At 34.8% G+C, this 22,206-nt stretch carries 23 protein-coding genes; 17 read left to right on the top strand and 6 right to left on the bottom strand.

Annotation, left to right across the window (positions count from 1 at the left end):
* Nucleotides 1-47: 47 nt before the first annotated feature.
* The 7 genes from JFU23_RS01835 (at nucleotide 48) to JFU23_RS01805 (ending at nucleotide 7,730) form a co-directional block, all read left to right on the top strand.
* Nucleotides 48-1,223 (top strand): NAD(P)/FAD-dependent oxidoreductase, encoded by a 1,176-nt coding sequence (locus tag JFU23_RS01835; protein WP_201031202.1) that lies wholly within the window; start codon nucleotides 48-50, stop codon nucleotides 1,221-1,223.
* Nucleotides 1,220-2,257: a proline racemase family protein gene (locus JFU23_RS01830; protein WP_012261087.1), complete on the top strand. Its 1,038-nt coding sequence runs from the start codon at nucleotides 1,220-1,222 to the stop codon at nucleotides 2,255-2,257. Before JFU23_RS01835 ends, JFU23_RS01830 begins: the two co-directional genes overlap by 4 nt.
* Entirely contained in the window at nucleotides 2,254-3,195 is a 942-nt protein-coding gene (locus tag JFU23_RS01825) for a proline racemase family protein (protein ID WP_137059032.1), read from the top strand. Before JFU23_RS01830 ends, JFU23_RS01825 begins: the two co-directional genes overlap by 4 nt.
* Nucleotides 3,196-3,217: 22 nt before the next feature.
* Nucleotides 3,218-4,114 (top strand): 4-hydroxy-tetrahydrodipicolinate synthase, encoded by an 897-nt coding sequence (gene dapA, locus JFU23_RS01820; protein WP_201031201.1) that lies wholly within the window; start codon nucleotides 3,218-3,220, stop codon nucleotides 4,112-4,114.
* Nucleotides 4,115-4,132: 18 nt separating this feature from the next.
* Nucleotides 4,133-5,617 (top strand): aldehyde dehydrogenase family protein, encoded by a 1,485-nt coding sequence (locus tag JFU23_RS01815; RefSeq protein ID WP_201031200.1) that lies wholly within the window; start codon nucleotides 4,133-4,135, stop codon nucleotides 5,615-5,617.
* 132 nt (nucleotides 5,618-5,749) lie between these two features.
* Entirely contained in the window at nucleotides 5,750-7,240 is a 1,491-nt protein-coding gene (locus tag JFU23_RS01810) for an alanine/glycine:cation symporter family protein (protein ID WP_201031199.1), read from the top strand.
* 124 nt (nucleotides 7,241-7,364) lie between these two features.
* The gene (locus tag JFU23_RS01805; protein WP_002085063.1) at nucleotides 7,365-7,730 is read left to right on the top strand and encodes a carboxymuconolactone decarboxylase family protein; all 366 of its coding nucleotides are present in this window, start codon (nucleotides 7,365-7,367) and stop codon (nucleotides 7,728-7,730) included.
* 54 nt (nucleotides 7,731-7,784) lie between these two features.
* On the opposite strand, the gene JFU23_RS01800 is transcribed toward JFU23_RS01805, so the two are convergent.
* Nucleotides 7,785-8,057 (bottom strand): P-loop NTPase family protein, encoded by a 273-nt coding sequence (locus JFU23_RS01800; RefSeq protein ID WP_002012986.1) that lies wholly within the window; start codon nucleotides 8,055-8,057, stop codon nucleotides 7,785-7,787.
* An 85-nt stretch (nucleotides 8,058-8,142) separates the two neighbouring features.
* A complete protein-coding gene (locus JFU23_RS01795) occupies nucleotides 8,143-8,784 on the bottom strand; it encodes an HD domain-containing protein (RefSeq protein ID WP_201031198.1) in 642 nt (213 codons plus the stop codon).
* Between the two features lie 105 nt (nucleotides 8,785-8,889).
* Here JFU23_RS01795 and JFU23_RS01790 point away from each other — a divergent pair, with 105 nt between their 5' ends.
* From JFU23_RS01790 to ppaC, 4 genes are all read left to right on the top strand, one after another.
* Nucleotides 8,890-9,393, top strand: coding sequence for a GNAT family N-acetyltransferase (locus tag JFU23_RS01790; protein WP_201031197.1), 504 nt, complete (start codon nucleotides 8,890-8,892; stop codon nucleotides 9,391-9,393).
* A 261-nt stretch (nucleotides 9,394-9,654) separates the two neighbouring features.
* The gene (locus tag JFU23_RS01785) at nucleotides 9,655-10,170 is read left to right on the top strand and encodes a DinB family protein (protein WP_201031196.1); all 516 of its coding nucleotides are present in this window, start codon (nucleotides 9,655-9,657) and stop codon (nucleotides 10,168-10,170) included.
* A gap of 437 nt (nucleotides 10,171-10,607) precedes the next feature.
* Nucleotides 10,608-11,273, top strand: coding sequence for a lytic polysaccharide monooxygenase (locus JFU23_RS01780; RefSeq protein WP_201031195.1), 666 nt, complete (start codon nucleotides 10,608-10,610; stop codon nucleotides 11,271-11,273).
* Between the two features lie 151 nt (nucleotides 11,274-11,424).
* On the top strand, nucleotides 11,425-12,354 hold the full coding sequence (ppaC, locus tag JFU23_RS01775; RefSeq protein WP_201031194.1) for a manganese-dependent inorganic pyrophosphatase: 930 nt from the start codon (nucleotides 11,425-11,427) through the stop codon (nucleotides 12,352-12,354).
* Between the two features lie 64 nt (nucleotides 12,355-12,418).
* Here the strand turns inward: ppaC and JFU23_RS01770 are convergent, their stop codons facing one another.
* Nucleotides 12,419-12,607, bottom strand: a complete 189-nt coding sequence (locus JFU23_RS01770; RefSeq protein WP_085311557.1) for a DUF4017 family protein — start codon at nucleotides 12,605-12,607, stop codon at nucleotides 12,419-12,421.
* A 316-nt stretch (nucleotides 12,608-12,923) separates the two neighbouring features.
* On the opposite strand from JFU23_RS01770, the gene JFU23_RS01765 reads away from it, so the two are divergent.
* A complete protein-coding gene (locus tag JFU23_RS01765) occupies nucleotides 12,924-13,373 on the top strand; it encodes a DUF6884 domain-containing protein (protein WP_085311555.1) in 450 nt (149 codons plus the stop codon).
* 129 nt (nucleotides 13,374-13,502) lie between these two features.
* Nucleotides 13,503-13,688 carry a hypothetical protein gene (locus JFU23_RS01760; protein ID WP_137056870.1) on the top strand — a complete coding sequence of 62 codons (186 nt, stop codon included), beginning with the start codon at nucleotides 13,503-13,505 and terminating at the stop codon, nucleotides 13,686-13,688.
* Nucleotides 13,689-13,740: 52 nt separating this feature from the next.
* On the opposite strand, the gene JFU23_RS01755 is transcribed toward JFU23_RS01760, so the two are convergent.
* From JFU23_RS01755 to JFU23_RS01745, 3 genes are all read right to left on the bottom strand, one after another.
* On the bottom strand, nucleotides 13,741-14,193 hold the full coding sequence (locus tag JFU23_RS01755; protein ID WP_201031193.1) for a hypothetical protein: 453 nt from the start codon (nucleotides 14,191-14,193) through the stop codon (nucleotides 13,741-13,743).
* 137 nt (nucleotides 14,194-14,330) lie between these two features.
* Nucleotides 14,331-14,687: a hypothetical protein gene (locus tag JFU23_RS01750; protein WP_002012999.1), complete on the bottom strand. Its 357-nt coding sequence runs from the start codon at nucleotides 14,685-14,687 to the stop codon at nucleotides 14,331-14,333.
* Between the two features lie 129 nt (nucleotides 14,688-14,816).
* On the bottom strand, nucleotides 14,817-15,440 hold the full coding sequence (locus JFU23_RS01745; RefSeq protein WP_201031192.1) for an acetylglutamate kinase: 624 nt from the start codon (nucleotides 15,438-15,440) through the stop codon (nucleotides 14,817-14,819).
* A gap of 1,099 nt (nucleotides 15,441-16,539) precedes the next feature.
* Here JFU23_RS01745 and recQ point away from each other — a divergent pair.
* From recQ to JFU23_RS01725, 4 genes are all read left to right on the top strand, one after another.
* On the top strand, nucleotides 16,540-18,657 hold the full coding sequence (recQ, locus tag JFU23_RS01740; protein WP_201031191.1) for a DNA helicase RecQ: 2,118 nt from the start codon (nucleotides 16,540-16,542) through the stop codon (nucleotides 18,655-18,657).
* Nucleotides 18,658-18,682: 25 nt separating this feature from the next.
* Complete coding sequence (locus tag JFU23_RS01735) at nucleotides 18,683-19,066, top strand: gamma-glutamylcyclotransferase family protein (protein ID WP_002127749.1); 384 nt, start codon at nucleotides 18,683-18,685, stop codon at nucleotides 19,064-19,066.
* A 181-nt stretch (nucleotides 19,067-19,247) separates the two neighbouring features.
* Nucleotides 19,248-19,991, top strand: a complete 744-nt coding sequence (locus JFU23_RS01730; RefSeq protein ID WP_201031190.1) for a class I SAM-dependent methyltransferase — start codon at nucleotides 19,248-19,250, stop codon at nucleotides 19,989-19,991.
* A 117-nt stretch (nucleotides 19,992-20,108) separates the two neighbouring features.
* Nucleotides 20,109-22,184, top strand: coding sequence for a HelD family protein (locus JFU23_RS01725; protein WP_201031189.1), 2,076 nt, complete (start codon nucleotides 20,109-20,111; stop codon nucleotides 22,182-22,184).
* The last annotated feature ends 22 nt before the right edge of the window (nucleotides 22,185-22,206 follow it).

The raw sequence follows: 22,206 nt of genomic DNA, 5'->3' as shown, positions 1-22,206 counted from the left end.
TTGCATAAATAGAAAGTGAGAGATTTAGGAGAAAGGAGGGGTGCTATGTGAGACACTGTGACGTTTTAATAATAGGCGGTGGTATTATAGGATGTTCTATCGCTTATTACACATCAAAATACGGAAGAGACGTAACAATCATTGAAAAAGGGGAGTTTGTCAGTGGAACGTCTTCACGGTGTGACGGGAACATTTTGGCGATTGATAAAGACCCAGGGTTTGATAGTCAAATGTCGTTAGTAAGTCAAAATTTAGTAACTGAATTAAGTGAAGAATTGGAGCACTCATTTGAATATAGAGCGCCAGGAAGCATTCTCGTTTGTGAATCAGACGAAGAGATGGAGGCAGCGCAGCAATGGGTAAATCGTCAAAAAGAGGTTGGTTTACCATTTCGAATGCTTGATAGGCAAGATATAAAAGAAGAATCACCATTTTTTGCAGATGATTTATTAGGCGGTTTAGAATGTGCAACGGATTCAACTGTAAATCCATATCTTCTTGCTTTTTCACTTCTTGCAGAATCGAAGAAATTTGGTACAAAATCTTTTAATCATACAGAAGTTAAAGAAGTGAAAAGAGATATAGACGGTTCCTTTATTGTAGAAACAACAAATGGAACGTTTACTGCGAAGCAAGTTGTGAACGCAGCCGGTGTGTGGGCTCCTAAAATCGGACAGATGTTAGATGTGAATATCCCAATTGAACCGAGAAAGGGACATATTATTGTAGCTTCAAGGCAACAACACGTTGGCTGCCGTAAAGTAATGGAATTTGGTTATTTAATTTCTAAATTTGGTGGAAAAAGAAAAGTGGATGCTTTAACTGAAAAGTATGGGGTGGCACTTGTATTTGAACCGACAGAAAGCCAAAATTTTTTAATTGGTAGTAGTAGAGAGTTTGTAGGTTTTCATACGAAGATAAATAACGAGGTTATTAAATGTATTGCGAATAGAGCAATTCGTTTTTATCCGAAAATGGCAGATATGATGGTGATTCGTTCATATGCTGGATTACGCCCGTGGACAGAAGATCATTTACCGATAATTTCACGAGTGGAACATATTCCGAATTATTTTATTGCAGCAGGACATGAAGGCGATGGAATTAGTCTTGCGGCAGTTACCGGGAAAGTGATTGAGGAGTTATTAAATGAAAAAGAAACAATCATTCCTATTGAACCACTTCGTTTGAGTCGTTTTACAGAAAGGGTGTTAAACGGATGAGGTTACAAAGAGTCTTTACGACGATTGATACACATACAGGAGGGAATCCAACGAGGACATTAATTAGCGGACTTCCTAAGTTAATTGGAGAGACAATGGCAGAGAAGATGTTACATATGAAAAAGGAGTATGACTGGATTCGCAAATTGTTAATGAATGAGCCACGTGGTCATGATGTAATGTCAGGAGCACTATTAACAGATCCGTGTCATCCTGAAGCTGATATAGGTGTTATATACATAGAGACAGGTGGATATTTGCCGATGTGTGGCCACGATACAATCGGTGTATGTACAGCTTTAGTTGAATCAGGTTTAATTCCAGTAATTGAACCGGTTACTTCTTTAAAGCTAGATACACCAGCTGGCTTAGTTGAAGTAGATATTTCTGTTCAAGATGGGAAAGCGAAAGAAGTCTCCTTCTGTAACATACCAGCTTTTTTACTGAAAAATATTTCTGTACACGTCGAAGAAATTGGAACTGTAGAGGCGGATATTGCGTATGGAGGGAATTTTTATGCCATTATCGATGCGAAGTCAGTAGGTTTAGAGTTAGTACCAGAAAACGCATCTACAATCATTGATAAGGCGATTCATATTAGAAATACAATTAATGAGAAGTTTGAAATCATTCATCCAGAGTATTCGTTTATAAGAGGATTAACACATGTTGAATTTTATACAGATCCTACTCATGAAAGTGCGCATGTGAAAAATACAGTTGTTGTTCCGCCAGGAGGAATTGATCGATCTCCATGTGGCACAGGAACATCAGCGAAGTTAGCTGTATTATACGCTCATAAAAAAATTAAAATCGATGAAGAGTTTATTCATGAGAGTATCGTTGGCTCATTATTTAAAGGGTGTGTCATAAATACGACATATGTGGAAAATATTGAAGCTGTAATAACGAAAATTACAGGATCAGCTTGGCTTATGGGTATGCATAGATTTTTTTACAATGAAAAGGATCCACTTAAAGAAGGCTTTTTGCTAATTCCGCCGATGGAACATGAAACGGAGGATGTAAAATGAACGTTCAAAAAATGTATACAGCAGTAGACGTACACGTAAATGGTGAGGCATTTCGTGTAATGAAAGACGTACCATGCAAATACTACTACAGTTTGGAGCAGTTAAACGAACAATTTTCAGGTGAATTAGCAGAAGAAATGAAGCTTTTATTAAATGAACCACGTGGTTTTATCGGTTTAAATGGATGTATTGTCGTTCCTTCTATTCATAATGAAGTGGATGCAGCTGTATTGTTTTTTAATCATGAAGGATCCATTCCTCTTCATTACGGAGGCATTGTCGCAGTAATAACGATGTTACTAGAAAGCGGGTATTTAAAAAAGAGAGAGTCTAATCAATACAAAATCGAAACGCTATCTGGAATATTTTCAGTCGATGCATATGTAGAGAATGATGAAGTTGTATCTGTTTCGATTGAAAGCAAACTATGTTATATGATTGAGAAAAATTTAAAGATTGGTAATATAAGTTACTCTCTCATACAGGCAGATAAAGTATATGCAGTTGTAGAAAAAGATACGTATTCGCCAGAAATCAGTATTGAAAACATCTCTAAATTAAAAAAATGGGGTGAAGCTACACTTCAAACTATACAAAAACAGTTATTAATAAAAAGACTTATTTTAGTAGATTCTATGCAAAAAGAAAAGAACCATATAAAGTCGATTACATTTCATGAAGATAACTTTATAGTACGTTCACCAGGTTTTGTTTCTACTATTGTGTCTTATGTTCATACATTATTTAAAAATGATTATATAGCGGATAAACCTTTTAGAAATGAAAGTATTTTTAATAGCTTTATAACAGTAGAAAAAGTGAAGAAAGAAGAACTCGGATACATTTTTCGATTTGAAAGTAGAGGGTTTATTACAGGTATGCAAACATTTATATTAGATCCTACTGATCCGTTTCCAACAGGTTTCTTATTAAAATAATATGTTAAAGGGAGAGATAAAGATGCAAAAAATTAAAGGGGCATTTCCAGTATTAATAACACCAATGGATGAATTTCAAGAGATTGATTGGCAAGGCGTAAAACAAAACGTAAACTACTTTATTGAGCAAAAGGTAGCTGGAATTATTATTAATGGAAGTACGGGGGAATTTGTTAGTTTATCAAAAGAAGAACGATTTAACATGGTAGAAACAGTATTAAAAGAAGTTGATGGCCGTATTCCAGTTATTGTTGGAACTGCTGCGGAGACGACGAAAGAAACGATTGAATATACGAAACATGCAGAAGCGCACGGAGCAGATTGTGCCTTAATTATAAACTCGTATTACTGTAAACCGAAAGAAGAGGAAATTTATTTTCATTTTAAAGAAATCTCAAACGCTGTAAATATACCAATTATGCTATACAATAATCCATTTACTTCTGGTGTTGATATGAGTACAGAGCTAATGCTCCGTATTGGAAAAGAATGTGAAAATGTTACACATATTAAAGAATCTAGCGGAGATATTCGAAAAGCGAGAGATTTAGTAAGACAAGGCGAAGGTGCTTTCCAAGTCTTCTGCGGATCTGAAGATTTAGTTATGGAATCTTATTTAGTTGGTGCCTCGGGATGGGTTTCAGTAGCAGGAAATATCGTTCCAGGACTCGTTACGAAAATGTATGAGCATTTTCAAAATGGTGAATTAGAAAAAGCGTGGGAAATGAACGATGCTATTTTACCTCTTTGTGAGTTTCTTGAAGGATCAGGAAAGTATGTGCAAATCGTTAAACGTTCAATGGAATTACATGGGCAAGTCGGAGGACCTTCACGTTATCCGAGATTAGGATTAACTGAAGAAGAAGATCAAAAGCTTCAAACTATTTTACTAGAAATTGCAGCTCATGCAGCTGTTTAAATAAGGAGGAGAGTATATATGTTAACGACAAACATTGAGCTGAAACCAAAAGTGAAAGCGTTTTTAAATGAAGAAATTAAAATGTTTATTAATGGTGAATTTGTTTCTTCAATAAGTGGAAAGACGTTTGAAACATACAATCCAGCAACAGAAGATGTTCTAGCAGTCGTATGTGAAGCGCAAGAAGAAGATATTGATGTCGCAGTAAAAGCGGCAAGATTTGCTTTTGAATCAGGCCCGTGGGCAGAGATGACTACTGCTGAAAGAGCACACCTTATTTATAAATTAGCAGACTTAATTGAAGAGCATAGAGAAGAATTAGCACAGCTAGAAGCTTTAGATAATGGAAAACCATATCAAGTAGCACTTGATGATGATATTTCAGCGACTGTAGAAAATTACCGCTATTACGCGGGATGGGCTACAAAAATTATTGGTCAAACCATTCCAATTTCAAAAGATTATTTAAATTACACACGCCATGAACCGGTTGGCGTTGTAGGTCAAATTATCCCGTGGAATTTTCCGCTCGTTATGTCTTCTTGGAAAATGGGAGCCGCTCTTGCGACAGGTTGTACGATTGTATTAAAACCAGCAGAGCAAACACCTTTATCTTTACTATATACAGCGAAGCTTTTTAAAGAAGCTGGTTTTCCAAACGGTGTCGTAAACTTTGTACCAGGTTTCGGTCCTGAAGCAGGATCGGCAATTGTAAACCATCATGATATTGATAAAGTAGCTTTCACAGGTTCAACAGTTACAGGGAAATATATTATGCGTCAATCTGCAGAAACAATTAAACATGTAACGTTAGAACTTGGTGGTAAGTCACCAAACATCATTTTAGAAGACGCTGACTTAGAAGAAGCGATTAACGGTGCGTTCCAAGGCATTATGTATAATCATGGTCAAAATTGTAGCGCAGGATCTCGAGTTTTCGTTCATCGGAAACATTATGAAATAGTAGTAAATGAACTTGTGAAAATGGCAAATAACGTGAAGCTAGGGGCAGGTATGGAGGCGGAAACTGAAATGGGACCGCTCGTATCTAAAAAACAACAAGAGCGTGTGCTAAATTACATTGAACAAGGAAAATCTGAAGGTGCTACTGTTGCAGCTGGCGGTGAACGTGCATTTGAAAAAGGTTATTTTGTACAGCCAACAGTATTCACAAATGTTACAGACGATATGACAATTGTTAAGGAAGAAATTTTCGGACCAGTTGTCGTTGTACTCCCGTTCGATTCGACAGAAGAAGTAATTGAAAGAGCAAATCGCTCGTCTTACGGACTTGCTGCGGGCGTATGGACACAAAATATTAAAACAGGGCATCAAGTGGCCAATAAATTAAAGGCAGGAACAGTGTGGATTAATGATTATAACTTAGAAAATGCTGCTGCACCATTTGGTGGATATAAACAATCTGGTATCGGACGTGAATTAGGTTCATACGCCCTTGATAACTATACAGAAGTGAAAAGTGTTTGGGTAAATATAAAGTAATAGAGAGTCTAACTGTTAATAAATAGAGGGATGAAATAATGAGAGATGCGGACAACTGGAAGGTTTAATAATAGTTGTCCGTTTTCTTATATATAAAATTGCTTTTTCAAAAGAATTATAAGGGGGATTTGGGTGGAGCAGTTAGTAGAATGGTTAGTAGGGCAAGTTTGGAGTATTGGCTTAGTTGTTTTCGCATTAGGAGCAGGAGTGTATTTCACAATTGCAACTCGTTTTTTACAAATTCGCTATTTTAAGGAGATGATTAAACTATTATTTGAAGGGAAGAGCTCGGAGACTGGGATATCATCCTTTCAAGCATTTTGTTTGGCGTTATCAGGTAGGGTTGGAATTGGTAATATCGCAGGAGTAGCGACAGCTATCGCTTTCGGCGGACCTGGAGCTGTATTTTGGATGTGGGTGATGGCATTATTAGGAGCAGCTAGTGCATTTGTTGAATCAACATTAGCACAAGTATATAAAAGTAAAGTAGGCAATGAATACCGTGGTGGTACGCCATATTTCATTGAGAAAGGCTTGAAAATGAAATGGTTTGCGGTCATTGTAGCGGTCGTTGTAACACTATCATATGGCGTTTTATTACCAGGTATTCAATCGAGTAGTATCGCAGTTGGATTTGAAAATTCTAATGGTATTAGCAAATATATAACTGGTATATTGTTAGTCATATTATTAGCAGCTATCATTTTTGGTGGCGTAAAGAGAATTGCGGGCGTTTCTCAAATGCTAGTTCCATTTATGGCAATTGGGTATGTAATTGTTACATGTATCGTATTAATTGCGAATGTAACGGAAATTCCAAGTATGTTTGCTTTAATTTTCTCAAGTGCTTTTGGTGTAAATGAAATGTTTGGCGGCATCGTCGGCGCAGCTATTGCATGGGGAGTAAAGCGTGCTGTATTTTCAAACGTCGCTGGTGTTGGGGAAGCGACATATAGCTCTGCTGCTGCTGAAGTATCACATCCTGCAAAACAAGGGTTAGTTCAAGCGTTTTCTGTATATATTGATACAATTGTAGTATGTACAGCGACAGCTCTTATGATATTAATAACAGGTATGTATAATGTAATACCTGAAGGGAAAAGCGCTATTGTAAAGAATATAGGGAATGTAGATGCAGGTCCAATCTATACACAACAAGCAGTTGAAACTGTTATGACAGGATTTGGTCCAATATTTATTTCAATCGCAATCTTCTTTTTTGCATTTACAACTTTACTCGCGTACTACTATATCGCTGAAACGACGCTTACTTATTTAGATCGTGACCTCAAATATAGCTGGTTAAAACCAGGTTTGAAAATTGGGTTTTTAATTATGGTTTACATCGGTAGTGTAGAATCAGCTTCGCTATTATGGAACCTAGGAGATTTAGGAATCGGTAGTATGGCATGGTTAAACTTAATCGCGATTTTATTATTAAGTAAAACGGCATTAAAAGTGTTAAAAGACTATGAAACGCAGAAAAAAGAAGGGAAAGATCCAGTGTTTGATCCTAAAAATGTGGGAATTGAAGGTTTAACATTTTGGGAAGAAAGAAGTAAAGAGGTTGAAAGGAAAAATTCTAAAGAAAAAGTGTCAGTAGATAATGGGCTGAAACTGTAAATGTGCAAATTTAAAAGTAAAATAAACTGAAAATTCATTCTATTTTTAAAGTAAATATTTGTATATGTCCTTCATTTTATCTCATACTAAAGTAAGTGTGAATAAAATGAATGGAGGATATACGATGGAAAATCAACAATATGGCTCTATAAATGATGTATTACTTGATTATAAAGAAGGTATAGGGAATTTTACGCAACAAATCCCTGAAATTGCAGAAACATATAACGCTTTTACACAAGCATGTTTTCAGGAGGGTACATTAACTAAAAGAGAAAAGCAGCTCATTGCATTAGGGATTAGTTTAGCAACACAAGACGAATATTGTACGATTTATCATACGAAGGGCTGTATTGACCAAGGATGTTCTGATAAAGAAATTTTAGAAGCTTGTGGTGTTTCAGCCGCGTTTGCTGGGGGAGCTGCAATGAGTCAGGCAGTAACCTTAGTACAAGAATGTCTGGTGGAATTGAAACATCAAAGTCATTAAACAAGAAAAAGCCCTCCTTAAAATATTCTTTTAAGGGGGGCTTTCTAGTTTAGTCTAATTTTTTTGAAAGAGTTTCAATTGTTTCATATAGTCGATAGCTTTTGTTTTATTACTCTGTTTAGAAACATAGTGTGCCTCGTTTAAATCTCTATAAAAACTATTAAATATTTCTTCAGAAAGTATGCCGTCAGAGATAGCTTTTTTTACTGCACAGTGTGGTTCATTTGTATGCGAACAATTAGAAAATTTACATTTCCGAGATATACCCGCAATATCTTCATATCCAAAATCAAAGTTACCTTTATGTTCTATCAAGTCAAATCCCATTTTACTAATAATTATTCCCTCCGATTTTGAAAGAGTTTTTTAGAATCATACATACAAATTCTATCGTTTTTAAGTTGTGTTTATTTTAATATTCTATATTTTTATAAATCGATTTCTCTATATTAGGGAGAAGTGTGTATATGCTCTTACCAATTAAAGATTCTAATTCTTTCTTAATTGCATAGAATCCCTTCCAATGTAAAGAAGTATGAGAGGTTGTGCCATGACGTAAACCAACTGAAATCAATCTTTTTTCAAGAGTAGTAAAGCCTTCCGCATCAGCAAGTGCGTCACAAAGGGTAATCACCTTATTGTATAAGTCGTAGTCACTGTTTTTATTCAATATTTCAATTAATCGGCTTTCCATATAATCAGGAACAATGCTCCACTCTGCCGCGATATCTAAATGCCCATTTTTGCAAGGAAATGAATGCGTCACACATATAATGGCGTTTCCTGTATACCCTAAATCATTCATATACATATAACCATCATAGGAATGAATAACAGATTTAGTAAAACCTTTATATCTTCCTATGTCATGCAGGAGGGCAGTGTTGTATGCTATATCAGCATCTAGGTCGTACCCATTATTAATAAGTTCAACAACTATCTTTTCAGTTGCAAGGGCAACATTACATGAATGATCGAACCACGGACCTGGGTTTTGTTCATATGCCCACTGGAGTAATTCTCTTGCATATGTCCTATCTAATATATATTTCATATAGGTATCCTTTCTTTAAAAAATCATATATTTAATAATTTCATCTTAGAATTTCATTATTCCTTCTTTAAAAGTTGTTACAATGAAACAAAAGGGGGAAAAGGAATGCGAAGTGTAGTAATAGAAGAAATTAAACGACTTGATGAAGACATTGAAGAGCTTTCTGAACTGTTGAAAACTGTAGTAAATGATGGGGCGTCAATTGGTTTTTTACCTCCACTGGAACAAAAAGAAGCAACAAATTATTGGCAAACTGTATTAGCACCAGAAGTGATATTGTATGTTGCTAAAATAAACAATGAAGTGGCAGGGTGTATTCAATTACATTTAGTTACAAAGCCTAATGGGATACATAGAGCAGAAATTTGCAAGTTAATGACTCATCCAAACTTTAGACGTAACGGCATTGGACGTTCACTTATGCAAAAAGCAGAGGAACGAGCAAAGCAAGAAAACAGGTCTCTTTTAGTGTTAGATACTAGAGAAGGAGATCCCTCGAATAGATTGTACAAGTCGTTAGACTATCAAGAATCCGGTAAAATACCAGGGTATGCAATTTCTCCGAATGGTGAGTTAGATGCAACAGTAATTTATTATAAAATGATTTAGTTTTTTATTTGAAAAGGGAGATAATTTCAAACGACATATTTGTTATTATGTCCGTGTGTTGATTTACAAAAAGATTAATAATTCGAAATAAAGTTTGATAAAATCCTGTATAATAGTTTTTTTCTTTTGACCCTTTAACTTCATCTGGAATGTTTAATTTAAAGGGCTAGTCTGTAGAGAATTTTAACAGTTTTTTAGATTTTGATTTTGAAGTCTTTTGGTGAATATTAAATGTTAATCTAAAAGATGGAGGTTGCTGTGATGTTGAAACTGTTTCAATATAACTGGCAAGTTCGTGATGGGTGGTTTACATTGTGCGAAGACATGCCGGATGAAGAACTATTAAAGAAACGGGTCGGCGGGTTCGGCAGTATCCTACATACTTTATTTCATATTGTAGATGTGGAATATATGTGGATCTTAGGTTTGCGAGGTGAGCCAGTTCCTGAGGAGCCATTGTTTGAAGAGTATGCCAGCTTGCAAAAAGTAAAAAATCTCTCAGCTCAATATCACGAGAAAGTGAAGCCATTTGTGACATCTTGGACAAATGAAATGGATTCTCGGAAACTTTCAGAAACTGATTTCAATGAAGAACCGATTAGCTCTAGAGACGCCCCAATCAGGCGCCGAGTCATTGAATGTACACACGGAGAGATAATACGTCATGTCATTGTCCATGAAATCCACCATATCGGCCAGTTATCTATATGGGCACGTGAAATAGGAAAGGAGCCTGTTTCCGCAAATCTGAGAGGAAGAGGGCTATTTGATAACTAGACTACCTTTGCCAATTTCGTAATTTATTTATAAACGAATGGTTTAATTGAGTATATTTAAAGTGTGTTTAGATCAATCTTTTTCAAAACACAATTTTTCTTTGTATTATTTTATCTAGGTTTATAGAGTTAATGTAATCAAACTTTTTTCGAAGCTACACTGTGATATATAATTGTAAGTAATTATTAACTACTTTAACGCCGTTTGTATTTTCAGACGGTGTTATAAGTATTTAACAGTAAAACGACAAAATAAATAATAGATTTGATAACTGGTAATTAAAATGCGTGAAGAATTGATATTTTTGTAGCTAAAAGAATTTGAGAAAGTTTTTAGAGGGTTCTTTTAGTAATGCCCTTCCACTTATAATGGTTGTAGAGAAGATGACTAGGCAACTATAGTTATTTTCGTTTCATTTTTGGGAAGGGGATGAAAGAATGAAAAAGACAAGTTTACAAAAGATGAAAAAGATTATGTTAAGTGGTGGGATATTACTTACGGGATTATTAACATTTGGATTTTCAGAAAAGGCTTCAGCTCATGGGTATGTAGAATCACCAGCGAGCCGATCTTTTTTATGTAAGCAAGGGGTAAATGTAAATTGCGGTCCAGTTCAATATGAACCACAAAGTGTAGAAGGAATAGGCGGCTTTCCGCAATTAGGACCTTCTGATGGACAAATTGCAGGTGCTGGTCATTTTCCTGCTTTAGACGCTCAATCAGTGGATAGGTGGAAGAAAGTTACGTTAAACGGCGGGACGAATACATTTAAGTGGAAACTAACCGCTCCTCATAGTACGAAAGAATGGAAATACTACATTACAAAGAAGGATTGGAATCCAAATATGCCTTTAACAAGGTCTGGTTTAGATTTAGTGCCGTTCTATGTAAAAAATGATGGCGGAGTTAGACCGGGGACAACAGTAACGCATGAAGCAAATGTACCAACTGACCGTAGTGGCTACCATCTTATTTTAGCTGTTTGGGAGATTGCGGACACTGGAAATGCGTTTTATCAAGTTATTGATGTGAACCTTGTGAATAATGGTTTAAATTCCAATTTTGCGTTTAACAATGTAGTGCAAGTTCCTACACTATTTTAAATTAAATATACATTTTGATCATCTAATTCATTTTAGATGATCTTTTTTATGAAAAATATAGAAGAAAGTACAATTATTTATAAAAAAATGTGTCTAAAATATTGTCATATTTGCTTCTTTAAGATATCCTTTTCATGAAGAGGTGGAAAACATGGAAAAAGTACTAGTTTTCGGGCATAAAAACCCAGATACAGATGCAATTTGTTCTGCGATTGCTTATGCAGAATTGAAAAAAGAATTAGGAATGAATGCTGAGCCTGTACGTTTAGGCGAAATCAGCGGTGAAACTCAATTTGCGTTAGACTCTTTTAAAGTAGAAGGACCGCGTTTTGTTGAGACAGTAGCAAACGAAGTGGACAACGTTATTTTAGTTGACCATAACGAGCGTCAACAAAGTGCTAACGATATCGAATCTGTTCGTGTGTTAGAAGTTATTGACCATCACCGTATTGCTAACTTTGAAACAAGCGATCCTATATACTACCGTTGTGAGCCAGTTGGATGTACAGCTACAATCTTAAATAAAATGTACAAAGAAAATGGCGTTACAATTCGTAAAGAAGTTGCTGGTTTAATGTTATCTGCAATCATTTCAGATTCTTTACTATTCAAATCTCCAACTTGCACAGAACAAGACATAGCAGCAGCTCGTGAATTAGCGGAAATCGCTGGTGTAGATGCAGATAGCTACGGCTTAGAAATGTTAAAAGCTGGTGCTGACTTAAGCGGAAAAACAATGGAGCAATTAATCTCTCTTGACGCTAAAGAATTCCAAATGGGTAACGCGAAAGTTGAAATCGCACAAGTAAACGCTGTTGATACAAACGACGTTCTTGTACACCAAGCAGAACTTGAAAAAGTTATCACTACAGTAGTAGAAGAAAAAGGTTTGGACCTATTCTTATTCGTTGTAACTGATATCTTAACTAACGATTCTGTTGGTCTTGCGATTGGTAAAGCAACAAACGTTGTTGAGAAAGCTTACAACGTAACATTACAAAACAACACAGCCACTTTAAAAGGTGTTGTATCTCGTAAAAAACAAATCGTTCCTGTACTAACAGAAACATTCCAAGCTTAATATTATTGAGTATGGATAAAAGAAAGGACAAGTAGTCATATTGGCTACTTGTCCTTTTTATCATTTATTCATAAGATCGTTTCTTATTTATATAAAATGTGATAATAGCAGCGATAATGAAAATAGGTATTGCGTACGCTTGCCCAACAAAGAATTTCCAACCTATAGTATTATAGCCGTCAGATGCTGGAATGATAATCGCGATGATACAAACAATAATATAAGCTAATAATGCTGGGAGTATATTTTTCATAGTTGTTCACCTCCTTTTCATACTACATTTATATATTGTACTATTAAATAGCGATTGGGAGATTAAGTGTACTTGATTTTACGAAATTTTTACAAATTCACTAAAGGATGACGTGTTTGCATGCTGTATGAAAGTGACTTTAGTACGGTGTGTTTATGTAATAAATATGCTTAATAGACTGTTCTGAAATAAATTAAACCAAATATAGGAGATAATGTAATTTTATCTTTCGAGATAAGTATATAGTATTCTGTAAAAAAATGTACTGGAAAATTGATATTCCATAAGAAATATAGAAGCGAGGTAAGAAATAACGATGAAAAGGTTATGCATAATTCCATGCGGAAAGAAGAAAATTTGGGATAAGTACTCAGATTACGGAGAGGCAGAGGCAAAAGATGTATATATTAGTCCATTCGGAAAAGCATGTCAGGCGTATGCAACTGAGTTTTTCGAGAACTGGGTTATATTATCAGCAAAGCATGGATTTTTAAAATCAAATGATATTGTACAGGAAAACTATGATCTTGCATTTGATTCAAAGAGTAATGAAATTATTAGTATAGAACAATTAAAACAACAGATGATTGATAAAGGCTTACTTCAGTTTGATGAAATAGTTTTACTTGCAGGGAAGAAGCATAAGAAAGTAGTGACAAAATTATATCCAGAAGAAGTCATTACATATCCGTTAGAAGGGTGTCAAGGAATTGGGTATATGTTGCAGAGGTTGAAGGGGGCCGTGGAAGCACAGCAGGAAATATAGGCATGAATTAGTACTTGATTCAAATTATATCATATTAATACATTTAAAATAGACTATTAAACAAGCCTTTTTACGCTTTTAAACATAGAATATGATGAATTCAAATATGTATTAGGGGGAGTCATATTCATGTGTAATAATTGTGGTTGTAGACGCAGAGATTGTAATAGATTTTGGGATGATTTAATGTTTGGAAGATGTAGACGCAGAGATTGTGATGATTGTGGTTGTAGACGTAAACGTGACTGTGATTGTGATGATTGCCGTCGCAATCGTAAACGTGACGACGATGATAATAAATGTCGTAAGTGGTAATATTTTAAAAAGAGTACTTTAAAGTAAAGTACTCTTTTTTTGTATGAACCTTTTAAATTCCATTTTGAACAGATTTCTTTTCAATTTCCCATGAATCTTGCTTTTTAATTTTTAGAGCTACATTCGTACTATTAGATTCTGTATAAAAGATATACCCGTGGTTGGAATTAACGTAGGTTGAAGGTTCACCTGTGCAATCTTTAGAACAAGATGTATTGATAAGTTCAATTAAGGATAGTTCGCTAGGATCAGTTTTACTAGCATCTATAAGTGTATCAAGGTTCGTTTTGCGAAAGCCTTGTAAGTTTACATGGAAATTCTTTTCTATTTCTCCAGTAACGCTAGTATTCATTACTTCAACTGAATTTTTTTTTTCTAGAAGAAAACCATTTCCATAAAGGAATTTTGTATATCCAAGCCAGGCGATTAAAAATAGTATAAAAAACATACCAGCAGTTTTAAGTTTTCGAAGCCGTTTACTTACGATTGTTTCTGAATATTTCATTCAGCCTAATCCTCCAATGTTTTTATTTTAAAGTATGCGTGGGTATATATATTTAGAAGGAGATGAAAGTTAGAGAGTTACTGATTCAAAAAAAGAAAGCATCTGAAGTTAGGTGCTTTCTTTTTGAATACTGTCCGCTATCTGTTAGTTACTTGTTTCATAAGAGGTCTTATTTCTTTAACAGGTGGTTTTTTATCATAGGCATCAACGTAAGAAAAGTAATAATTTAAGTTTCTAAGAAGTCCTTTTCCTATTTTTGTGCTTAAGAAGGGGAATACTTGTCCAGTATAATCATCGAGAGATTTACAATAGTATTTTTCATCTAAGTATATGCTGTATTTACATGTTAGTTCTACTAATGAGTTACCTTCATCATCAAATACTTCTTTAGAATCAATAATGTCTATTAATGCGAATTTTTCATTCAGATAAACTTTCTTCTTTTTCTCGTGCTTATTTGTGAGGATAAATACGAGACCAATTGCGTTAATCAAACTATTTCCTCCTATAAAAAACGGATATTAATAAAATATATCGATATACGTTAAATGTAAAGAGGAGTAGTGAAATATCATTGATAGAAAACTAAATAAACCGATTTGTTTTTTCAAATCGGCTTATTTTTATTGAAATACTTGCGGAAATTGTTTTACGATTGCGTCTGTTATCATGTCGGCCATTTCTAATGCTTCTTTTTCAATTTTATCGTATAGTTTTACACTGGCATCATAATCCTTATTTAGGAAGGCGAGTGCTTCCGCTTTCGTTAACGCTAAATGCTCATAAAACATTTTTCTAAATGCTTCTTTTTCTATATATGGGTTGATACTGGTTAGAAACTCAACAATTTCATCTCCATTAGCGTACCACTTCTTTTCTATAGCGGCCGATGCGTTTTGATCACCAGCTTTTGCGGCTTTAACAAGATCAGCAGCGATTGTTAAGTGGTCTTTAATTAATGCACTATATTTTTTTACTGCATCTTCACCGTAGAATGGTTCAAGTGATAGCCCCATGTGTGTTGCATTTTGTAGAAGACGTCCAACGGTAACGTTTACGTCGGGCAAGTTAAAGACGATGCCTATTATAGCTAATCGAGTCCAAGCGACGTGTTGTTCCCATAAAGAACGCATATATCCTTTTAAAAAGTTTTCGTTTTTACTAACTCGGTAATTTCGTACAAATGAATCGACGTTTCCATTAGTGATATGATAAGGGGAGTAATACGATTGCCAATAAGTATACATAAATAGTTACACTCCTTTGAACATGTATACCTCACAATATGATAAACGTTATTTTTAAGTTACGTGTCCAAGAGTTTTTTGAGAGTTGGAAAAGAAGAAAGTTGAAGGTTGAAGGGGAATAAAAAACATGATTATGATATATATGAATCAAAAGAATTTTAAAATAATAGAGGTCCTGCAAGGGAAATTACAGGACCTCAAAAGGGTATTGCCGAGATGTCGGACTCGACTACGTAATATTAACATAAAATTCTTTCGAAAAAACCTGGTAAATGTGTCCAAATGAGAAGGGTACTTTTTAATAAAGTTAAAGGGATCTGCTTCCCGCGGCAGATCCCTTTAACTAGATAATGTTGATGAGCAAAAACTCATCTGGAGTACTTTCATAGTAACAAATGAAATTCACTTTGTGCATTGAGAAAAAATGAATTACTTGTATGAATGTAGCAGATTTATATTTTGCTTTTTGGAATTATAATCATTTGTGGAGAGCGAAATAGGGTTCTAAAATGGAGAAAAGACTTTTCAGCCAGGCTACGATACATTGCAATATGTAAGGATAAAAAAAGACCTGCTAATTTAAGCAGGTCAACATAAGGGGTTTATCTAACAGATTATTATATATGGTAACAACTGTATTGTAGTAAGTCTATAAGTTATATGTTGAGAAAATTTGTTTGAATGATATATATTTGGCACATGTATTAACGTTTAAAAAGTTGAGAAAGGAAATTCATAAGCTTGCTATAAGAAAATAAGGGCTGATACTTATAAAATGATTCATATTTCCACGCATCATTATTAGAGAATTGGAGTTGTTTATTTGATGCTTTAGGTTTGTTGGAATTATTGTAACGACTCTTCATAATTTAACCTCCTCAAATTCATATGTATACGATTAGTAGTATTCTAGGAAGGTAAATTAAATGAATATTTATTTTGAAATTCTTTCTTCTTGTGTACTAGATTTGTTTTTTTTATGTTGGAAAACGTAGGAAGCAAATAGAACTCAAATACTTATAAAATTCAAAGTGGCGAGAATCAGTTTGATGATATAATGGGAATAGATGAAAGATAAAGAAAAGCAGGTGACTCTTTTTTGTTTACAAAAGCACAAGAACTTTTAGCGTCTTATTTCGGTTATTCGTCATTCCGAAGAGGACAAGATGAAACAATTAAAAATGTATTAGATGGGAAAGATACAGTCTGTATTATGCCTACGGGTGGTGGTAAGTCAATTTGTTATCAAATTCCCGCATTAGTATTCGAAGGAACGACATTAGTTATTTCACCTTTGATTTCACTTATGAAAGACCAAGTAGATACATTAGTACAAAACGGTATTTCCGCTACTTATATTAATAGTTCTATTTCTATTACAGAAGCAAATCAACGAATTCAATTAGCGAAACAAGGCCATTATAAGTTACTTTATGTGGCGCCTGAGCGTCTTGATTCAATGGAATTTGTTGATCAACTTATCGATATGAAAATCCCGATGATTGCAATTGATGAGGCGCACTGTATTTCGCAGTGGGGACATGATTTCCGTCCTAGTTATTTACATATACATCGCATATTAGATTATCTTCCAGAAAAGCCGCTCGTATTAGCGTTAACTGCTACGGCAACACCACAAGTTCGTGAAGATATTTGCAACACGCTTGGAATTAATCAAGAAAACACGATTATGACAACGTTTGAGCGCGAGAACTTATCATTCTCTGTCATTAAAGGACAGGATCGTAATGCTTATTTAGCGGATTATATTCGTCAAAATCAGAAGGAATCTGGGATTATATATGCAGCTACAAGAAAAGTTGTCGATCAGTTATATGAAGATTTAGGGAAAGCAGGAGTTTCTGTATCGAAATATCATGCTGGTATGAGCGACCACGATCGAAATGAACAGCAAGGACTCTTTTTACGAGATGAAATAAGTGTTATGGTGGCAACATCTGCATTTGGAATGGGTATAGATAAATCGAATATACGTTACGTTATCCATTATCAACTTCCAAAAAATATGGAAAGTTACTATCAAGAAGCAGGACGTGCTGGTCGTGATGGATTAGATAGTGAATGTATTTTGTTATATTCTTCTCAAGATGTGCAAGTACAACGCTTTTTAATCGATCAATCAACTGGAGAATCACGTTTTTCAAATGAGCTTGAAAAACTCCAAAATATGACCGATTACTGTCATACAGAACAATGTTTACAATCATTTATTTTGCAATACTTCGGAGAAGAGCCGAAGGAAGATTGTGGTCGCTGCGGTAATTGTACGGACGACCGTGAAAGTATCGATGTGACGAGAGAATCCCAAATGGTACTATCTTGTATGATTAGGACGAACCAACGATTCGGAAAGCAAATGATTGCACAAGTATTAACTGGATCTAAAAATAAGAAAGTCATTGAATTTAATTTTCATACTTTGCCAACGTACGGTCTTTTATCAAACCGTAGTGTAAAAGAAGTCAGTGAGTTTATTGAGTTTTTAATTTCAGATGAGTTAATTGCAGTTGAACATGGTACGTATCCAACATTAAAAGTAACGGAAAAAGGAAAAGAAATATTACTTGGTAAAGAGAATGTTTTACGCAAAGAACGAGTAGAAACGAGACAAATTGTTCAAGACCATCCTTTATTTGAAGTGCTTCGTGAAGTGCGTAAAGAAATTGCACAAGGAGAAGGTGTACCGCCGTTCGTTATTTTCTCTGACCAAACGTTAAAAGATATGTGTGCGAAAATGCCACAAAGTGACTCCGAACTCCTAACTGTAAAAGGAATCGGAGAACACAAACTTGTGAAGTACGGGTCTCACTTCTTACAAGCAGTTCAGCACTTTATTGAGGATAACCCAAACTATGCGGAAACAATTAAGACTGAAGTTGTTTCAGAGAGTAAAAAATCAGGAAAAGCGTCAGCGAATTCTCATTTAGAAACGTATGAAATGTATAAACAAGGCATTGATCTAGATGAAATTGCTAAAGAACGTAGCTTATCAAGACAAACAATTGAAAATCATTTAATTCGCTGCTTTGAAGATGGAATGGAAGTAGACTGGAACAGTTTTGTTCCTGCAGAATATGAATCACTGATTGAAACTGCCGTGCAAAATGCAGAGGGTGGTCTGAAATCGATTAAGGACCAACTTCCAAATGAAGTGAGTTACTTTATGATTCGTGCTTATTTACAAATTAGAAAGTAGAGACATATAAAGGGGATAGGGATTTATGCATCACGTTTTCGTGTATGGCACGTTAAGAAAAGAGCAAACGAATGCTCATTTTATGCAAGGTGCAATATGCATCGCAGACGAAGCATGGACGTATGGTAAATTATTTGATACATACGAAGGGTACCCTGCGATGATTTGTTCAAATGAGGACAAAGTATACGGAGAAGTTTATGAAGTAAATGATGATGTTCTGCAAAAGTTAGATGAACTTGAAGAATACACAGGTAATACAGAGAGTGATTTATATGACCGAATCACCGAAACGATTTATTTAGGTGATAGAGAAATACGTGCATTTGTGTATATTGCTCAAGATAAAGAGATGCTAAAGAAAGTTATCATTTCTGGTGATTGGGTGGAGTATCAACAAGGAAAATAGAAGCAGCTATAGAGCAGATAGTGGAATCGACCATTATCTGCTTTTTATATTGGTAATTTCAAAATTCTTATTATTTTGATAAATAATAAATATAGAGAAATAAAAATGGTTTTTTTCATGGGTGTCAGAAATTTAGTTTCTCACCTGTAGCAGAAAAATCTAGTGCAGGAGGAGAATAATAATGAACGAATTAAATGTGAAGGGATTTTACCAAAAACAATTCGAACTGTCGAATTACGATATCAATACAGAAAGCTGGTTAGAGCAGGTTGCTAAAGAAGTTCAAGAACAAGTTGGTCATCCATTTCAAACGATGTTAGAATTAGGAGCAGGAAATGGTAGATTTGCAAGGGCGATGTCTAGGTTACAAGTGAAAATGACTACGGTTGAACTTGTACCAGAGTTAGTTATGTTTGCAAAAGAACATTCTACTAATTATATAGATATTCATTGCGCTGATTTTTATAAAATTAACTTTGAAGAAAAGTTTGATGTTGTTAGTTATTTAGACGGATTTGGTGTAGGAACAGATGATGAGCAATTGATTCTATTAAAACGGATTAAAAATTGGATGAAGGATGATGGATGTGCACTTATTGATATTTATCAACCATTGTATTGGAAAAAAGTAAGTGGACAAGAAATGTCCTTAAGTGCAGCTATACGAAAATACGAATATGATAGTATAAATGAAAGAATGTTAGATCATTGGTGGGACCCTAATTATCCAAATGATGTAGTAACACAGTCTTTACGATGTTATACGGTAGATGAGATTAGCAATCTATGTGCTGAAGCTGGTTTAAGTATTATGGGATTCTTCCCTGGGGGAGCATATGATTTTGAAAAACGAAAATATAAAGAATTGGCAACATTAAATGAATGTTTGGCATATCGAATTAAAGTAAGGAAGAGTAGGGATTAATCTCTACTCTTTTTTAATTTAGAAAATTCTTACTAAAACTATTGACTTTATGAATGGATTTTTAATAAAATTATATTTCGACTGAAAAAATTGGAACGGACAGGAGGGAATCATCAAATGAACAACATTTTTGACGAAGAGTTACAAAAAATGAAAGATACTTTAAGTACGATGGATGATCAATTAGAACAGCTTGAAAAAATCCCGGTTTATTATGGAGAAGATTTTAAAGAGCAAATTCTTGAAAGTATGAGGGAGTCTAATAGACAAAGCTTACGTATTGGTGTACATGAGCCGTATTTTGGAAGATTAGACTTTCAGGAGGATGGCAAGGAAGACGTAATGCCGATTTACATCGGTAAAGTAGGTGTTTCGGATAAAGATACGATGAAACCAATTGTAATTGATTGGCGTGCACCTGTCGCAAGTATGTTTTATTCATTTACCGGTGGTGAAGAATTAGCATTTTATCATTCACCAGACGGATTAGTAGAAGGCGATGTTTATTTAAAACGAAACATTTCGATTCGAAAGAGAGAACTAGAACGTGTTGTTGATACATATGTGAAAGGAAATGAAGATGTCTCACATGCTGATGATTTTCTTCTATATCGATTAGGTGAGAATAAAGATAACAAATTGAAAGATATCGTTTCGACTATACAATCGGAGCAAAATGATATTATTCGCGCGGAAAGAAACTTACCGTTATTAATTCAAGGGGTTGCAGGGAGTGGAAAAACAACGATCGCTTTACATCGCCTTGCTTTTTTAATTTATGAATATCGTGAACAACTTGAAGCGGAGAGAATGATCGTATTCGCTCCAAACAGTTTGTTTTTAGACTATATTTCAAGTGTACTTCCTGAGTTAGGTGTAGGAAATATTAGTCAAACAACGTTTCCAGATTGGGCATTACGTACGTTAGATGGTTCGGTGAAACTGAAGCAGACAGAAGAAAAATTGAAAGAAGCTTTCTCAATTAATCGCGATGAAAAAAAGGTTATGCTAGGTAAATTGAAAGGCACGCTGGAATTTAAGTCGTTTATTGAAGAAAGAATGATTCAATTTGAAAAAGATTTAGTGCCAACAAAAGATTTTGAGGCATGGGATAAAGCTGTTATTCCAGTGGAAGACGTTAAAAAATGGATGCAGGTTGAATATAAACACTATCCATTAAAGAAAAGAAGAGAACGTTTAGTCGGCCGTATGAAGCGCTGGATTGAAATTGAGCTTAAAAAGTTTGGAGAAACAAACGAGAAAAAATTACTAAAAAAAGAAGCGACAAAGAGATTGAACACATATATGAATTTTTGGCCGAAAATGAGCCCGCTTTCAATATATAATTCAATGATAAAGAGTAAAGAAATACTCGAAGTATTACCTGAAGAACTTGTTCAAGAAACAGAAAAGAATTGTCGTAAAAAAGAAGTGTATGTAGAAGACTTACCAGCTTTAATTTACATACAACATCGCATAACAGGAATTGAAATTGGACAAAAGTTCCATCACGTCGTTATTGATGAAGCGCAAGATTTCTCGCCATTCCAAGTATATGTATTAAAAGAAATTACACTAGGTAATTCTTTCACTATATTAGGTGATTTATCTCAAGCGATTTATGATTATCAAGGAATTGAAGACTGGGGTGCTTTTAAGGAAGTATTCCAAGAAACAGGTTATTATGAATTGACGAGAAGTTATCGTTCTACAAAAGAAATTATTGAATTCGCGAATGAAATAATTAAAAATGCAGAGATTCCAGTGGGACTCGCAACTCCAGTTTTCCGTAGCGGTGAAGACGTGAAAGTAATTTCGGCAGAGGACCAATTTACTGAAGTTTTAAAGACATTACAGCATTTGCAAACTGAAGATGTGAAAACAATCGCGGTAATTGGAAGAACAGACGATGAATGCCGTGATATATATGAGAAGTTAACAAATGGAGGGTGGACTGTTAATGTCATTGAAGCAGATCAAAGCAAATATGAAGGTGGTATTTCGGTAGTACCTGTATATTTGGCGAAAGGATTAGAATTTGATGCCGTACTTCTAATCGACGTTGATGAGGAACATTACAAAAATACAAAACATGATGCGAAATTATTGTATGTCGGATGTACGAGATCGCTTCATGATTTATGGATTTTCCATAGTGGGGAAGCGTCACCTTTAATTAAGGAATTAAAATAAACGTAAAAAGAGGATTTTCTAG

This window comes from Bacillus sp. TH50, from assembly GCF_016650565.1.
Classification (GTDB): domain Bacteria; phylum Bacillota; class Bacilli; order Bacillales; family Bacillaceae_G; genus Bacillus_A; species Bacillus_A mycoides.
Note: the sequence above shows the minus strand (reverse complement) of the source record. Positions and strands in the feature narration are given on the sequence as shown.

Coding starts and splice junctions, on each gene's coding strand:
- JFU23_RS01830 (WP_012261087.1), top strand. CDS start 1,220: ATGAGGTTACAAAGAGTCTTTACGACGATTGATACACATACAGGAGGG.
- JFU23_RS01825 (WP_137059032.1), top strand. CDS start 2,254: ATGAACGTTCAAAAAATGTATACAGCAGTAGACGTACACGTAAATGGT.
- dapA (WP_201031201.1), top strand. CDS start 3,218: ATGCAAAAAATTAAAGGGGCATTTCCAGTATTAATAACACCAATGGAT.
- JFU23_RS01815 (WP_201031200.1), top strand. CDS start 4,133: ATGTTAACGACAAACATTGAGCTGAAACCAAAAGTGAAAGCGTTTTTA.
- JFU23_RS01805 (WP_002085063.1), top strand. CDS start 7,365: ATGGAAAATCAACAATATGGCTCTATAAATGATGTATTACTTGATTAT.
- JFU23_RS01800 (WP_002012986.1), bottom strand. CDS start 8,057: ATGGGATTTGACTTGATAGAACATAAAGGTAACTTTGATTTTGGATAT.
- JFU23_RS01795 (WP_201031198.1), bottom strand. CDS start 8,784: ATGAAATATATATTAGATAGGACATATGCAAGAGAATTACTCCAGTGG.
- JFU23_RS01790 (WP_201031197.1), top strand. CDS start 8,890: ATGCGAAGTGTAGTAATAGAAGAAATTAAACGACTTGATGAAGACATT.
- JFU23_RS01785 (WP_201031196.1), top strand. CDS start 9,655: ATGTTGAAACTGTTTCAATATAACTGGCAAGTTCGTGATGGGTGGTTT.
- JFU23_RS01780 (WP_201031195.1), top strand. CDS start 10,608: ATGAAAAAGACAAGTTTACAAAAGATGAAAAAGATTATGTTAAGTGGT.
- ppaC (WP_201031194.1), top strand. CDS start 11,425: ATGGAAAAAGTACTAGTTTTCGGGCATAAAAACCCAGATACAGATGCA.
- JFU23_RS01770 (WP_085311557.1), bottom strand. CDS start 12,607: ATGAAAAATATACTCCCAGCATTATTAGCTTATATTATTGTTTGTATC.
- JFU23_RS01765 (WP_085311555.1), top strand. CDS start 12,924: ATGAAAAGGTTATGCATAATTCCATGCGGAAAGAAGAAAATTTGGGAT.
- JFU23_RS01760 (WP_137056870.1), top strand. CDS start 13,503: ATGTGTAATAATTGTGGTTGTAGACGCAGAGATTGTAATAGATTTTGG.
- JFU23_RS01755 (WP_201031193.1), bottom strand. CDS start 14,193: ATGAAATATTCAGAAACAATCGTAAGTAAACGGCTTCGAAAACTTAAA.
- JFU23_RS01745 (WP_201031192.1), bottom strand. CDS start 15,440: ATGTATACTTATTGGCAATCGTATTACTCCCCTTATCATATCACTAAT.
- JFU23_RS01735 (WP_002127749.1), top strand. CDS start 18,683: ATGCATCACGTTTTCGTGTATGGCACGTTAAGAAAAGAGCAAACGAAT.
- JFU23_RS01730 (WP_201031190.1), top strand. CDS start 19,248: ATGAACGAATTAAATGTGAAGGGATTTTACCAAAAACAATTCGAACTG.
- JFU23_RS01725 (WP_201031189.1), top strand. CDS start 20,109: ATGAACAACATTTTTGACGAAGAGTTACAAAAAATGAAAGATACTTTA.